The organism is Acidobacteriota bacterium (genome assembly GCA_012729555.1).
Taxonomy (GTDB): domain Bacteria; phylum Acidobacteriota; class UBA6911; order UBA6911; family UBA6911; genus UBA6911.
Genome location: JAAYCX010000013.1, coordinates 18,473 through 32,844, shown reverse-complemented (window position 1 = coordinate 32,844; position 14,372 = coordinate 18,473). Strand labels below are relative to the sequence as shown.

The 14,372-nt window shown below is 60.8% G+C and carries 12 protein-coding genes; 4 read left to right on the top strand and 8 right to left on the bottom strand.

Going from position 1 to position 14,372, the window contains the following annotated elements; translation table 11 throughout:
• Positions 1–77 precede the first annotated feature (77 nt).
• The 6 genes from GXY47_04075 to GXY47_04050 form a co-directional block, all read right to left on the bottom strand.
• The gene (locus tag GXY47_04075; protein NLV30312.1) at positions 78–1,733 is read right to left on the bottom strand and encodes an ATPase; all 1,656 of its coding nucleotides are present in this window, start codon (positions 1,731–1,733) and stop codon (positions 78–80) included.
• 8 nt (positions 1,734–1,741) lie between these two features.
• Positions 1,742–5,251 carry a BREX system P-loop protein BrxC gene (brxC, locus tag GXY47_04070; GenBank protein ID NLV30311.1) on the bottom strand — a complete coding sequence of 1,170 codons (3,510 nt, stop codon included), beginning with the start codon at positions 5,249–5,251 and terminating at the stop codon, positions 1,742–1,744.
• Between the two features lie 15 nt (positions 5,252–5,266).
• A complete protein-coding gene (locus GXY47_04065) occupies positions 5,267–5,857 on the bottom strand; it encodes a DUF1788 domain-containing protein (protein ID NLV30310.1) in 591 nt (196 codons plus the stop codon).
• Between the two features lie 17 nt (positions 5,858–5,874).
• On the bottom strand, positions 5,875–6,489 hold the full coding sequence (locus GXY47_04060; GenBank protein NLV30309.1) for a DUF1819 family protein: 615 nt from the start codon (positions 6,487–6,489) through the stop codon (positions 5,875–5,877).
• A gap of 49 nt (positions 6,490–6,538) precedes the next feature.
• A complete protein-coding gene (locus GXY47_04055; protein ID NLV30308.1) occupies positions 6,539–6,757 on the bottom strand; it encodes a hypothetical protein in 219 nt (72 codons plus the stop codon).
• Positions 6,758–6,867: 110 nt separating this feature from the next.
• Complete coding sequence (locus GXY47_04050; GenBank protein NLV30307.1) at positions 6,868–7,851, bottom strand: WYL domain-containing protein; 984 nt, start codon at positions 7,849–7,851, stop codon at positions 6,868–6,870.
• Between the two features lie 303 nt (positions 7,852–8,154).
• On the opposite strand from GXY47_04050, the gene GXY47_04045 reads away from it, so the two are divergent.
• Positions 8,155–8,994, top strand: coding sequence for a hypothetical protein (locus GXY47_04045; protein NLV30306.1), 840 nt, complete (start codon positions 8,155–8,157; stop codon positions 8,992–8,994).
• 190 nt (positions 8,995–9,184) lie between these two features.
• Positions 9,185–9,706, top strand: a complete 522-nt coding sequence (locus GXY47_04040; protein NLV30305.1) for a hypothetical protein — start codon at positions 9,185–9,187, stop codon at positions 9,704–9,706.
• 264 nt (positions 9,707–9,970) lie between these two features.
• Here GXY47_04040 and GXY47_04035 read toward each other — a convergent pair whose 3' ends face one another.
• Positions 9,971–10,978, bottom strand: coding sequence for a hypothetical protein (locus tag GXY47_04035; GenBank protein ID NLV30304.1), 1,008 nt, complete (start codon positions 10,976–10,978; stop codon positions 9,971–9,973).
• Positions 10,979–11,317: 339 nt separating this feature from the next.
• On the opposite strand from GXY47_04035, the gene GXY47_04030 reads away from it, so the two are divergent.
• A complete protein-coding gene (locus tag GXY47_04030; protein ID NLV30303.1) occupies positions 11,318–12,262 on the top strand; it encodes a hypothetical protein in 945 nt (314 codons plus the stop codon).
• Between the two features lie 125 nt (positions 12,263–12,387).
• Positions 12,388–13,410 (top strand): hypothetical protein, encoded by a 1,023-nt coding sequence (locus tag GXY47_04025; GenBank protein NLV30302.1) that lies wholly within the window; start codon positions 12,388–12,390, stop codon positions 13,408–13,410.
• Positions 13,411–13,462: 52 nt separating this feature from the next.
• Here the strand turns inward: GXY47_04025 and GXY47_04020 are convergent, their stop codons facing one another.
• Complete coding sequence (locus GXY47_04020; GenBank protein ID NLV30301.1) at positions 13,463–14,371, bottom strand: hypothetical protein; 909 nt, start codon at positions 14,369–14,371, stop codon at positions 13,463–13,465.
• Between the last annotated feature and the right edge of the window lies 1 nt (position 14,372).

The following is a 14,372-nucleotide window of genomic DNA, read 5'->3' as shown; positions in this document are numbered from 1 at the left end:
CATAATATTTATATGGAACGCTATACACGAGTAATGCACGCGTGTATAGGCGCTATGCACGCGTGCATAGAATAGCCTTATCGTGTATAGAAAGCATGTCTCTTTTCGCCCTTTTTCTTTAGTAAACCTTTAGAGGTCAATGACTTGAGTATGCGGTAGGCCTGAGGGCCGTTCAAGCGGCACAGGCTCATGACCCCCGCTCGTTTAATGCTCCCGTGCTTGTCCACATAGTTGAGTATCATCTGTTCCTGCTGGATGGGCGCAAACCCGGCCTGGCGGATATATTCGTCCTGCAGTCCGGCTTTCTGGTATAGGCGCGCACTCAACGTGTAGGTACGACCCCTTCCGGTTCCGTAGGGTTCGAGAAAGCTGGCTTCCACCAGCCTTTCGAGCGTCGCCCGGACATTGGTTTCTGACTTCTGCACCGAGGGGGCGAGTTCGGCCGTCGTCAAGCGTCGTTCTTCTCGCAGGCGGGAAAGGATGATCAGGGAATCGATCGGCATCCTTCCGAGGCTTTCCTCCTGTTCCAGCACTATTTTCAGAAAATCGAGATCGGCAGAAGCATTGGATAAAAAGACGCGTACCGTGGACGCGTTTGTCATGGAGTAGTCCGGCGCCGGCCGCCCGTAGCGCAGCATGCCTTCATAGATCCGGTCGATTCCGCGCCCGGTTCGTTCGGCAAGCCCAATGCGCTTGATGATATCGGCCAGCAGGGGATTTCGCGACCGGGGATCGGCCACCAGCAGGTTTTCGAGCGTGACCCCTTCCACAAAGCCCCCGGGGTTGCTGATGGAAAGACCGTCGCTGGAGATTCTGACGTGGACCGCTCCGAGACGGCTGTAATCCCTGTGAACCAAAGCATTTACGAAGGCTTCACGAAAGGCGCGACGGTCGAAGTTGGGGACCGGTACGCGGAAGAGCCCGACCTGGATTTCCTCTTCCTCGACCCGTGCCTTGAAGAGCAGTTCGACATCTTCAAAGGTGTCCAGAAGGGGTTTGTGGAAGAACTCGTTGACCTTGACATCCGTTCCCTGGAGCACCTGAAAGGCGACTTCATGGGCCGGCAGATGCAGTCGCAGCAGGTCAGGGGTTCCCATCAGGAGCAATCCGGCCACCGTGGGGCGCCGGATGCCATGAGATTCGCGGCAGAGTCCAAGGGCCCCATCGAGTTCATCGTCCGCCAGCGACAGCAGGGTCTGCTCGCCCCCGAACTTCTTGATGGCATTGCGGATGCGCAGCCGCTGCAGGGGATCCAGCTGGTCGACGGTCAGTTCCTCCATCGTCATGGCGGAGGGGTCCACAAGCCCGAGGGAAGACTGGCGTTGAATGAATTCATGCGGATAAAAGGGCACCGCTTCGGGGGTTCCATCCAATTTGAGGCGCCGCCGCAACAACTGCCCCTCGGAGGTCGACACCAACTGGCGGCATTTGGGAACGGCGATGCGGGCGATGGGTCCTTGTTGGAGCAGGTGCCTTTCCAGTCTGATGGAAATGGAGGGATTGGTCCTGCCGGCGATGAGCGAGGGAAGGGTGGAGATGTTTTGATGCTTTGCGTGCAGACCCGTGACCGTGCCGTCGTCTTCCACGCCCAGCAGCAGGTCTCCTCCTTCGGTGTTCGCCAGGGACACCACGGCAGCCACTAGGTCGCGATCGGGTAAACACCTCAGGTCGCTCTTAAATTCCACCGTCAGGCTTTCGCCCCGACGGATCAGGTCTTCGATATCGGTATCCATTCCCGTCCCTAGATCTGGATTCTCTTTCCTTTGCGGATTTCCTCCAGGAGCATTTTGCGCATCGATTCGAGGTAGCGCTCCACGGCGGTTTCATCGGCCAGCCATGCTCCGTCGAAAGGGACTTTGAGTGAGGCTATGGGAACCAGGCTGTACAGGGCCTTTTTGTCGGAGACCCCCCTCGAATCCGGTCCCTTCCGGGCGTCGGCGGATGAAGGCGGCTCGCTGAGGAGGGCCAGCAGCCGGGGATATTCGGTTTCAACGAAGCGATGACGCATATCCCGGATAACGGCGATCAATTTCTGGCGCTCGATGGCGGAAATGCAGTCGCCGAATGTCCGGGCGATCTCTTCCTTCTGCTTTTCGCCAATAAAGCCGAATTCGGCCATGCCGCACAGTCGATTCTGGAGGGCGGTTACAGCCTCCTGCGCCTTGGCAATTTCGCTTTTCACCTGGGCGGCAATGAGCTCCTGCAGGGCGTCCACCTGGGTCTTGAGCTGCTGAATGCGGTTTCCTCTGAAGCACTCCGGATCGGACAGCGTGCTAACGATCTGGGCGGCTTCATCGCCGCCGATGCAGGAAAAGTTGGGCTCCTCGGCCGAGACAAATCTCCGGGCGTGATCGAAAATGGCTTTTTGAGGGCCGCTCATGAATCTGGTGACCGGGTCGAGGACGCTTTCTTTCAAGGCGAAAAGAGTTTCTTCCCGGCGATATACCTCGGTCAGGTACCAGGTATAGGGCTTGCCGGTGATCTCTTCGAGTGCGCGGATGACAGGAGTAAGCGCGGCCAGGAAGGGGTACTGATCCACTTGAGATCCCAGCGATTCCAGGCGGCGCACCAGATCCTGCAGGGCCGCACCCGTTTCCTTCCCCAGGGCTCTGGCCTCGCTCGATTGGGGAGGGGCGTCGAAGAACTCTTCGTAGAACTGTTTAAGCGTACGCACCTGCGAGGCCGTAAACTCCACCTGCGGTTCCAGAATGGCGTTGCCGTGGGCATGGGTATTGCGCAGCACCCGCTCCAGGTCTTCTTCTTCGACCAGGTTGCCGTCGGTGCGCACCTCGACCTTGCCCCGTGCGCATAGACTCGCCAGGGTGCAGAGGATGGCCGCGTAATACCAGCCATACGGTTTGCGTTCGAACTTCTCCACCAGGCTTTTCAAGGTTGTGCGTACGCCGCCGCGGCCGTTGGTCTGAATCAAGGCCAGCATTTCCTGTTCGGATTCGGCCAGCGAGGTCGCATCGTTGCCGAACAGCCCCTGATGCGAATGTTTCAGGTAATTGGCGATATCATTTTCCGTGAATTGGATACCGCGCAGCATGCGCAAATTCGGATAGGCGCGCGCAATCAGGTCATGGAAACCCAGGACCACGCGCGTCTGTGCATCTTCAGAGCCGATTTCAACAGGGTTGCCGGCGACCAGCAGTCTGGATCTGCCCAGGAGGTTCTTCACCCGTTGCTGCAGGTCCGCAAAGCGTTCGCGATTCTGGAACCCTTTGTCGGTCAGGATGCGTTTCACCGCTTCCTGCTGGGTGATGGATATGTTCTGACGGATGTATTTTTCCGTCCGCTTGTACATGAGGAGGTCGCGAACCATCAGATCGTCTGGTGGCATGATGACCAGCAGCTCGTCCCGGCCCATACTCTGCATCACCAGAATCGATTCGTTGTCCGCGTTTTCATGGAAGGGGCTGATGACATGAATGGCCAGTTCCTGCTCCCGCCCATGCAAATGGTCGTCGAGTTTTCTCGTGAAAGCGTAGTCCTGTCCGTTTTCCTGGTAGCGGATTTTTCGATGCTTGATCACATGATCGAAGATTATTTGTTCGAGTTCGGCGGCAACTTCTCTGGATTCGACCTCGGTGTTCTTGATCTCCTGTTCGACGTCTTTTTCTTCATCCGTCAGGAATTCGTAGAGCTCGCCGCTGCGCTGGATATAGGTCTGCTGTTCGAGAAGATTCAACGCCTCCTCGACCTTTTTGCGCAAGGCGGGCAGATCCTGGTCGAAATTGTCGAGCATGAGAACGCAAAGGTTGCGCACCGTCGGCTTGAATTCCTTCACATATTTGACGAGGAACAGAGACTTGAGCACCTTGATGGCGAAGGGGTTGCCCAGCTGATGTTCGGCGGCCAGAATGGACCTTTGCATCTGGGCCTTCAGAGCGGTCTGAATGCCTTCGAACATCAGGTCGAAGGTGGCCAATTGTCCGATTTCATAATCGGCTATCTGAATGGCCACCTGCTGAAAGACTCCCAGCATCGATCGTTCGCCGACCGAACTATGCTTCCCCTCGAAGGCGTTATGGCGCGAGAGGTTCTCTATGCATGACTGGAAGAGATCGAACTGGTAGGGAACAAAGGGGTATCCGCGGATGAACTCGTCGCGGTCGCGATAGGGTTTGTACTCTCGGGAGCCGTCGACAAAACTGAACAGGGTGCCGAAGTTGTTGCAGTGCCGGTGGTAGAGGTCCGAAATGAGCTCGGCGCCTTCATCGGTTTTCGCCAGCAGCCTCTTCTGAATGACTTCCGCGACGTTGGTGCTCGTCAGCAGCATCTTGGTTTCGAAACGGGCCATGATCTTCGAAAAATCGTTGCTCTGCTGCTTGTTCATTTCGCCCAGAACGGTGCTCATGTCGTTCTGGGAGGTGACGACAACCCACGCCCGGCCGCGGCACTTGGTGGCGAGGCTTTCGGCGATGGTTTGCAAGTTGGTCATGAGCTTCACGTTTTCGGCGATATACTGCCCGACTTCGTCAACAAAGAAGTTCAGACGGAAATCAGGGGACTGACGCTGAATATAGGCGTTGATCTTGTCCGCAAAATCCTCGATGGAGACCCGGTATTCGCTCCGGTATTTGTCCAGAATCCCCAGTGTCGAATCATCGTTGGTGCCGGTTACCTGGGCATATGCCTTGGCGATGTTCGTCGCTTCCAGCAGAGCCTGTTCCCGCCCCGTCTGCCAGCTTCTTCCCGAAGCCGACGCATACTCCGCCTTGAACGCTTCGTAGAGGCCGCGGCTGTCGAGGTCGCGCTCAAACTGGGCGATATGCCCCTGCTTGCCGTAATAGCCGCACATTTCGTCGAAAACCTTGACGAAAACGGCGAGCAGAGCGTCGATCTGCGTCTTGCTGATGACGTCGGCCTTCTGGTCAATATTGAAAAGGATGCTTTTCGAGGGGATGGCCACCGCCCGCTTGAGGTCGCCGCGCAGGATTTCGTTGTCTCCGCATTTGGGCAGAAACAGGTCGAGCGTCGATGCGCCGTCGATGGGCCTGTTTTCGAGCAGCAGCGCCAGGATTTTCAACAGGTGGGATTTCCCGGATCCGAAAAAGCCGGATATCCAGACGCCATTGGCGCCCTCGTAATTGATGTAAGCGTCGAGAAAGGCCTCGAGCCGCTTTTCGACCTCGTTGGTCAGGACATATTCTTCGATTTCAAGGCGAAGGCTGGCTTCATCATCGGCCTTGATGACCCCCTCGATGGGACGGTCAACAGGTTTATTGAAAATGCTTTTCAGCGGCATCGCGCATTCCTTTGGTTAAGCTTCGCAATGAAAGATGTTGAAGGCCCGGTAGTACTTATCGTCATGAAGCATTCCGAACAGATCCAGGGAGGCCCCTGATTCCAGGGAATGAGTGTAGGCGCCGGGAAAAAACATCACCGTCGGCCGGTCCTTGGCCGTGCTCTGCAGATTGTTCAAGACATTGTGGGAGCGGATATAGGGGAAGACCTCGCCCACTCCGGAAATGAAGAGCACATCAAAAGCCGCTTTCCCCAGGCTGGCCGCGATGGCCGGAACCAGGTGGGTCTCCGGATCCAGGACACCCTGGAGCAGTTCCTTGAGCTGTTCTTTTGAGATCGAATCTTCCATTTCCAGGATCCGGTCCCAGACTCCACGTTCCTTGAGTAGTTCTATGGAAAGGTCGTAAAGGTTGATTTCCAGGATGCGAACCCCGGCCTGCTCCAGCCGATGGACCAACTGGTGCCGGAGCCGGTCCATTCCCACCGCATCTTCGGGGCTGTAGGGACAGATGAAGAAGGGGACCTCATTGCCCAGGCCCTGCTTTTTGAGAAAGCGCTCGCCGGAGATCACCGAAAAAAGACACTGGAACCTTTCCTGCATGGACATTCGGGCAATTTCGGCTTTCACTGGAGCATCCTTTTCACATCCGCCTCAAATATTGGAAAATAAGAGAGTTCCATTCCATTATCCCGGGAAATCAGTTCTATCAGCCTTCGGCTGAGGGGGGCGGCATTGATTGAATGATTCACCGTCAGGAGGTCCGCCTCGCGAAGCATTTTAAAGAGCACACGGCGCCATTTGTTACGGGTATCGGGACGGAGGGCGTCAAGTTCCGGGTGCCATTCCGATTTCCGGTTGAAGAAGGCGTCAAAATCCTCGTAGTTCAAATCCCTTTTCAGGGCAGTGAATCGTTCATGCAGGACATCCACGGCGAAATCCGAGACGAATCTATACCGCCGGCAAGCGGCAAGCCAGAGCATATAGCCTTGTTCCTGATGATGGGTTTCAACAAGCAGGTGCAGCATCGGATCATTGAGGGTCTTCAGGCGTGCGACGATTTCCCGACAGATGCGGGCGGAACTGCTCTGTGTCCTGGCTTGAAGCAGGTTCTGAGCCGCAACTTGATCGCGAACTGCCTGCCAGTCCTTTAGTTCGAGGTACAGTGCAGTCACCAGCACCGATTCGGGATGAAACAAGCCTCCGGTTGCCAAAGACAGGCTGTATTTGTCGTGCATCAGATAGTACCCCTGCCCCCAGGGCCTTCCTTTTATATTTCTTAGCAATCATTCATCTTAAATGCATTGTGGCCGGGATGGAAAGCCCCATTTCGGCCAGGTAGGGGCTCGGGCTGCATTTCTCCCCGATAATGCTGTCATTGACAATGAAGTAGAGATACCGGCGCGCCCGGGTCATGGCGACATAGAAAAGCCGCCGCTCCTGTTCCAGGTCATTCTCACTCGTGGCGAGTTTGCTGGGCCAGATCCCATTATTGGCATCAAGCACGATGACCGCGTCAAATTCCTTTCCTTTTGCTGTTCATGTTCATTGTGCTCCTGCACATTGTGGGCAAGGCATTGACGAATGATGAGTTTCCAACATGGTTGTGACATCCCGGGTCACTCCGCCCCGGCGATTCTGCGCGCGGTTTCCCGGACCCGGTCGCGGAGGCGGTCGGGGCGGGCCACCCGGACTCCGGGGCCGAGGCTCAGGATCCAGCTGACCAGTTCGGGGGTGTCGGCGACCTGGAGCCGGAGGGTGAGGCGGCCGTCCCTGGACAGGGCGGCGGTCTGGCTGGGGTGCCAGATGCGGTCGCGGGCCCAGGCGGAGGTGCGGCGGTCGAAACGGAGTTCCACGTCGAGGGTCTCGGCGCCGCGCATGGCGGTCAGGGCGCCGGCGAGGTACTCCTCCACGTCGAAGGCGAGGGGCATCTGGCAGGGGAGGTTGGTCACCGTGAGGGAGCGGATGCGGTCGACGGCGAAAATCAGGACCTCCCTGCGGGTGTGGCAGCGGCCGATCAGGTAGAGAGCGCCGCCGGCGAAGCGGAGGTGGTAGGGGTCGACCTTGCGGCGCGAGGTGGTGTCGCGGGCGGCGGTGAAGTAGCGCATCTCCACCGTCCGCTTCCTCTCGATCGCGCGCCCCAGCTGTTCGATCTTGTCGCGGTGCTCGCGGTAGCTCTTGTGCGCCCCGAGCCCGGCGGAGAACCACCCCGCGAGCGACGGGAAGTACCCGTCGGCCGAGGCCGGGAGGGCGCCCCGCATCTTCAGCAGCGCCGAATCGAGCGACTCCTTGATCGGCGTCCCCGCCAGCGGCCGGGCCAGGTCGCTCGTGAACACCATCGCCATCAGCTCGGTGGCCGAAAACTGCAGGGCGGGGGCGTGGCCGAAGCCGTCCATCAGTTTCCAGCGCGCGCGCCCTTCGGCGTGTTCGGTGTAGAGCGGGAAGCAGATCGAAAGCGCCTCCAGGTCGCGGCGGACGGTACGCGGGTGACAGGCGTAATCGCCCGGGAGGGAGGCGGCGAGCTCGTCGATGGTCGCGCCCCCGGGCCGCTCCAGCATCTTGAGCAGGAACCACTGGCGCATCACTTGGTCGTTTCGGGGCATCGGCATTCTCCACGGAATCGCGTGATCAAAAGTCCAATCCGGCGCATGCCTCCCGGTCGCGCGGAGCGGGAGGGCGGTCTCGTTACCCTAAATCAACTAAGGGCTTCCGTGCAATACAATATCTTATCGACTGCCTTGGGACGGACTACGCTATTTTATCGATATAGAGCGTCTTTTCGCCCGTGGAAAGGACCGCCGATTTTTTTGGCGCAAGTGACCTGCGTTGTCACTCCGGTTCCCTATCATCGCCCCGTTTCGTCCTTTTCGGGCGAATTCTGGAACCGGTCATCTATGGGAGGAACCATGTATCGCCATTTCATCGTTTTGATCTTCAGCCTGGTTTTTGCGGGAACGGCCCTCTGTCAGGACGAGGGCCGCATCGAGTGCGGGCCCGGTACATCCTCGGTCCCGGCCTGGACAGCGCCCGGGGGGGCCCATGTCGTGGAACAACTCGTATGCGGACAGATGGTCAGCGTCACCGGTCTCGAGCGGGGATACGTGCGGATTCAAATCGGGGATCGGATCGGCTACGTGGACGCAAAATATGTTCGAATGCCCGGGTCCGCTGACCGGCGAACCGGCGATCCTGGGGATCGGGCGGCGACTCTCGATCGGATCCCCGTGGCCGGTGAAAAGGATCTTTCCAGCCAGAGGAATAGCGGATTCGATCCCGGGCGGGCGTCCACACGCTATGAAACCGCCGGGACCTTCCACTGGGTCCACGCGTTCCAGGCCGGCAATGATGCCGACTACTTGGGCTGGAATCTTTCCTTCGCTGGTAATGTCACGGAGAATTTCGGCCTCGAAGCCAACGTGATGGGCAATTACTACAATTCGCCCGTCAGCTATTACTCCGAGAGCTTTCATGGCATCCTGGGAGGGCCGAAGGTCTCCTTCCCCGCCGGGCGCGTGACCCCTTTCCTCCATTTCCTGGCTGGTTATGTTCACGGGAACGCCCGCCTGTTCGGTTTCGGCGGATCCACCAACCATCTGGCGCTGATGCCCGGTTTCGGGCTGGACGTCGATGTGAACCGCCACCTGGCGATCCGTGCCATCCAGGCTGATTATGTGGCTTTGCGTGGTGAGGGGGCATGGGCTTACAAAAACATGCGATTCGGTGGGGGAGTCGTGCTCAAGTTCTAGCCCAGGAATCCGTGAATTCTGCCTACGGCTCCGGGGCCTTCACGGTTGCGGCGGCGGGACGCTTCTTGGTGGATCAAGCCCATGAAAAATGGGTGGGTGTGACCCCGGATGTCACGCTGCTGAACAGAATCAGGGCATGGTGAATTTGCGATAAACCCGGTTATGAATTGTTTTTGACAAGGAGAATCCAATGAAGTCTGTTATCGCACTTTGTTTGATGGTGTCGCTGGTCCTTCCGGCGACCGCGCTCGCCGGCCTCGGCAGCAAGAAGGCCGCGTACCAGGGGGGAACCACGAAGGACAGGGATTTCCCGGGAGCCGGGAAGGCGGTGGAGGGGTATCTCGACACCGCGGATGAAGAGGTGCTCAAATTCGAATACGTGATCAACGGGGGAAGACGGATTTATCAGATTCCGTACCGGCATTTTGTGGATATCGAGTACGGGCAGAAGGCCGGCAGACGGGTGGGAGCTTCCATCGCCACCGCTATCCTGATCAGCCCGGTCGGGCTTTTCATGCTCTTTTCCAAGAAGCGCAAGCATTTCGTCACCATCGGTTATACAGACGACCTCGGGAAGGAGCAGGTGGCCGTATTCGAACTCGGTAAGGACGTCGTGCGCACGACGCTCCCGATCCTGGAGGCGAGGTCGGGCAAAAGAATCATGTATCAGGACGAGGAGGCAAAAAAGTCGGGGCTGGGATCGGGCCGTTGATGGTCCGTCCCCGATTTTGATTCGGAGGCGGCGGAGGAAAGGGTCGGGAGGATGGGAAAACTGGTGGACGCCTTCAAGGCGAGGCAGCGGGCGTGGGCGTGGGAGTACGGGGCCCGGCTCTACGATCTGGACTACTGCAGCGAGGTCGGGGACAACCTGTTTCAGCCCCTCTCGGAGGAGACGCGCCGGGATTTCGAATCGGGGGGCGGCGGGGAGCCGGGCCGTCCCGGGAGGAGGGGGAAGATGCGGGCGCTCCATTCCTCCTCAGGGATGCGCCGGGGCCCGGGCGAACGCGCCGGCATCGATTTCCGTTTCCAGCCGGCCGACCTCGTGGAGCAGGAGGCGGGTTTCCTGCGGGCCGGGCTGGCGGCCGTTGTGGATCAGGTCGTTGCGGATCGATTTGAGCGATTTCCAGAGCGCCTTGCGCATCGGGCCGACGGGGCCGAAGTGAGGGAGCCGATCGATCACCTCCTCGAGGGGGGTCGCGTCCTCGATTTCGCAGAGGCGCAGCTGCCCCGCCAGCTTCCGGAGCAGGATCTCGAGCTGGTGGCACGCGATCAGCGCGGCGAGCCCCGGCTTCGCTTCCGCCAGGGCCCGGGCCAGGCGGGCCTCGGACAGCGCGGCCAACGGCGCCACGAGGTTCCCCACCCGCAGCTGCAGGATGAAGTCGTCCTCCCGGTAGGCCGCCTCTATCTCGCGGTCGCGCCACTGCCCGTAGCATTTTTCATGGAGCACCCAGAGCGCCATGTCCACGTCAGCGACCCGATCGAGGCGGTGGTGGGTTTTCAGTTCCCTGAGGTTTTCGAGGTAGGCGAGATAGGTCTGCACCAGGTCGCGCCTGTGGCGGATGTCCAGCATGTGCTGGATCGGCGCGCTATAGATCGCGTAATGCTCGGGGCGCACGAAGCGGAGGATGATCGAGACCAGCTCGATAGACTTGAAGATGTGGAGCAGGCCGAGGACCGTTTCCGGCTCGTTGCTCTCCGGGAGGTTCCAGAAGTCGAAGAAGGTCTTTTCCAGGGCCGGCTCTATCTGCTCCCTGGGGGGGAACACCCAGAAGCGGCGGAACCACCAGAGGTCGGGGGACTCGAAGTGCGCCAGGTCCGCGCATGCCAGGGTGGTGCGGCAGCGCAGGTGGCGGACCTTGTCCTCGACGGCGGCCGGGTCGAAGGGGGCGCCGTACTTCAACCTGCAGATTTCGGGAAATTCCTGCAGGCACCTCCGTAAATAGTGCCCCTTGCCGTCATCCCACCGCATGAGCGCTTCCCTCACTTTTTCGGCTTCCCGTATCCGGCTTCGCGTACCCGGGGACGAACCGCGCGATCCTATGTATGGAACGGGTGGTGTCCCCCAAATGCGGGAAGCGTTATCCCCGGGGCCCGTCCCCGATCCCATGGACGCGTCATCCCCCGAAACGGTCGGCGGCTCTGGACAGCCTAACGCCATTGCCGCCGATCGCCTATATATTTATCGGCAGCCGGGACAAAAACTTCGATTTAGAAAAGCGGATAGAGCGAGCTATAGGTTGCTTGATTCGGGAGGGGGGCGGGAGTGACCCCGGATGTCACCCCCGCCTGCTACCATCCGCGCATTGTCGTCAGGGAGGTGAAAATGGAGAGGATTGCGGATGCGGTAGCGGGGGTGAGGCTGGGGGAAGGGGCGGTGTACAAAAACATGACTCTCTTCCCGTTGTGCGGGGAGGGGGTGCGGGAGGCCGGTTATGTGACGCTCGACGAGGCGCTGGAGCGGCAGGAGGCCGAGGTCACCGAGGTGAGCGAGGGGGGGAGCGTGCCCGAGCTCAAATTCGTGAATTCCGGGAAGTTCCCGGTGTTTCTCCTCGACGGGGAGGAACTCGTCGGAGCGAAGCAGAACCGGGTGCTGAACCTCAGCATCCTGGTCGCGGCCGGGAGGACGATCCTGGTGCCGGTGTCGTGCGTGGAGGCTGGGCGGTGGCACCGGCGCAGCCGGAAGTTCTGCGCGGCGCCGCGGGCGCAGTATGCCGGGGGGCGGGCGCGCAAGATGGCCCAGGTCAGCCTGTCCATGCGACGAAGCGGCCACAGGCTTTCCGACCAGGGGGCGGTCTGGGACCACATCAGCGAAATGTCGGCCCGGTTCGGCGTCCGGTCGGAGACCTCGGCCATGGGCGACATCTTCTGCCAGGAAGCGGTGAGGCTCGAGGACTACGTGGAATCGTTCCCGGTGCTGGACGGGCAGCGGGGGGCCGTCTTCGCCGTCGCCGGCCGGGTGGTCGGCGTCGACCTGTTCGACTCCGCCGAGACCTTCCGCAAGCTCTTTCCGAAACTGCTGCGCAGCTACGGCCTGGACGCCCTCGACCGTGCACGGTCGGAATCCCCGGAGGGGGGGTGTGCGAAGGAGGAGGCGGGCGACTTCCTCCGGCGGGTCGCCTCGGCGGAAGTCGGGGAGTTCCCGGCGGTCGGGGAAGGGACGGACCTGCGCCTCCAGGCCGAGGGCCTGACCGGGGCCGCGCTGGCCGCCGCCGGCCGGATCCTCCACCTCGGCGCCTTCGATCTGGGGGCGGACCGCGGATTTTGCTGACGGGGAGGGGCCGTCTGGACTATGCTCCCCCCAAGCGGGGGCGGGGAAAGGCTCAGGGCGGATGGAGGCCCGGCCTCTCCCGGACCCTGGAACGCGGGATCAATCAAACCGTAAAGGGGATACCTATGCATATTCGTCTTGTTGCCGCGCTGGCCACAGTGCTGGTGCTCACGCTGGCCGGATGCAGTAAGAAAGAGGTGGAGAGCCGGTCGACGGCGTGCGACCGCGACTGCCTTATCGAGGTTACGAAGACCTACCTGTCCGCGCTGGTGGCTCACGATCCGGGCGCCGCGCCGCTGGCGGAGAACGTGGCCTTCGTCGAGAACATCACCCGGATGAAGCCGGGCGAGGGGCTGTGGCAGTCGGCCCTCACGGGCCCGTCCAGCTTCGCCATCTACGTCCCGGACGAGAAGAACCAGGCAGCCGGATTCCTGGGCATGATGACCTACATGGCGGAACCCCCCGCCGCCCCGGGCGCCGCGGCGCCGAAGGGCGAGGGTCCCGCGGAGAAAACCGAGCAGCCCGTGCTGGTCGCGCTGCGGCTCAAGCTCGAGGGGGGGAAGATCACCGAGGCGGAACACCTGCTGGCGGGCATCACCGGGGACATGGACACTCTCAAGACCCCGCGCCCCGGGCTGCTGGCGGAGGTCCCCGCGGCCGAGCGGATGGATCATGCGGAACTCATCAGGATCGGCGCGTCCTACTACGACGCGCTCGACGACAACGACGGCACGCTGATGCCCTTCGCCGACGACTGCGAGCGGCACGAGAACGGCATGGTCACCGCCGGCGCCAACGCCGGGGCCGGCCCCAACAGCGCGGGAACCGGGAAGATCGCCCGCGACTGCGCCGGCCAGCTGACGAGCAAGGTCATGTCCTACATCGGCCCCATCGTGAACCGGCGCGTGTTTGCGGCCGATCCCGTAACCGGCCTGGTGATGGGCTTGTCCCATTTCCGGCACCCGATGGATACCCCCAGGTACGAGGTGATCAATACCGACGGGACCAGGGCCATGTTCGAAATGAAGTTTGAGCCCTTCGACCTCCCGGCCGCACACGTCTATAAGATCGGGGGGGACGGCAAGGTGCACGAGATCGAGGCCTCGGGCTTCATGGCCCCCTACAACTCCCCCACTGGCTGGGAGTGATCTCCAATCGGGGGCGGACCAGGATAAAGCGCCGAAATTGCTGGGGATGGCGTCAAGGTGAGCTTCGTCGCCTCTTCTGGGGCCCGCCCCCGATTGGTGGGTGTGGTCCGTCCCCGAATGTCAGGTCCAGGGCCCGGTTGGACGCCGAGGCATAGAGGGGTTCCAGTGCGTCCGCCAATCTCACCTTGCCGCGCCAGAAGGGGAAATTCCCGAGTTGCCTGACCAGGGCCGCCGGAACCCGGGGGATCTGCACGGCGCCGCAAAGGTCGTCAGGGATCGGCGCGCCCTCCCAGAAGGCTTCGGCGTTTTCAGGAAGCGCTTCGTTTTGGGACGCGATCGCCTCCGCCTTTTCAGACCGGGACGGGGCCTTCAGTCCCCCGACGATTTCCTCCCGGGAGCGCCCGCGCAGCTTGAACAGGAGAAAAGGGTCGCGGTCGAACTCCTCTCCGAGCAGGTAATATACGGCGGCGATGTGTTTGCATGGATTGGACCAGTCCGGGCAGGAGCATTCGGTCTCGAGGTCGCGCGCAGCCTGCGGGAAGAGGGGGGCACCCGCCTGGCCAAACACCTTCTCGATGTCCTGAGGCATCTCCCCGGCCAGCAGACGGGCGGCGTAGATGGGGGCCGCTGCGAGTGCCGCTTCCAACTTTTCCCATTGGGCGTCCGCAAGCGGCTTCATCCGGATGGTCACGCGATAAGGCCGGGGCCGAGAACCCTGCACATGTGCATGTACGATCCCTTTTTCGATATCGATGGAGAGCGCCTGCCCTTTGCGGGCATAGGCTCGTCCCCTCTGCAGGCGCGCGCCGATCTGGAAGCCTTCCAGGACGGAGATCCATCGCCTGGCCCACCAGCTCTCCCCGAACGCGCCGCGGCGAGCCTGCGACTTGATCCCCCCTTTGGCGTCGAGCGGCCGTGAAGGGGGGAAATAATAGTTGTCCCATCGGCTCCAGCGGCTCATT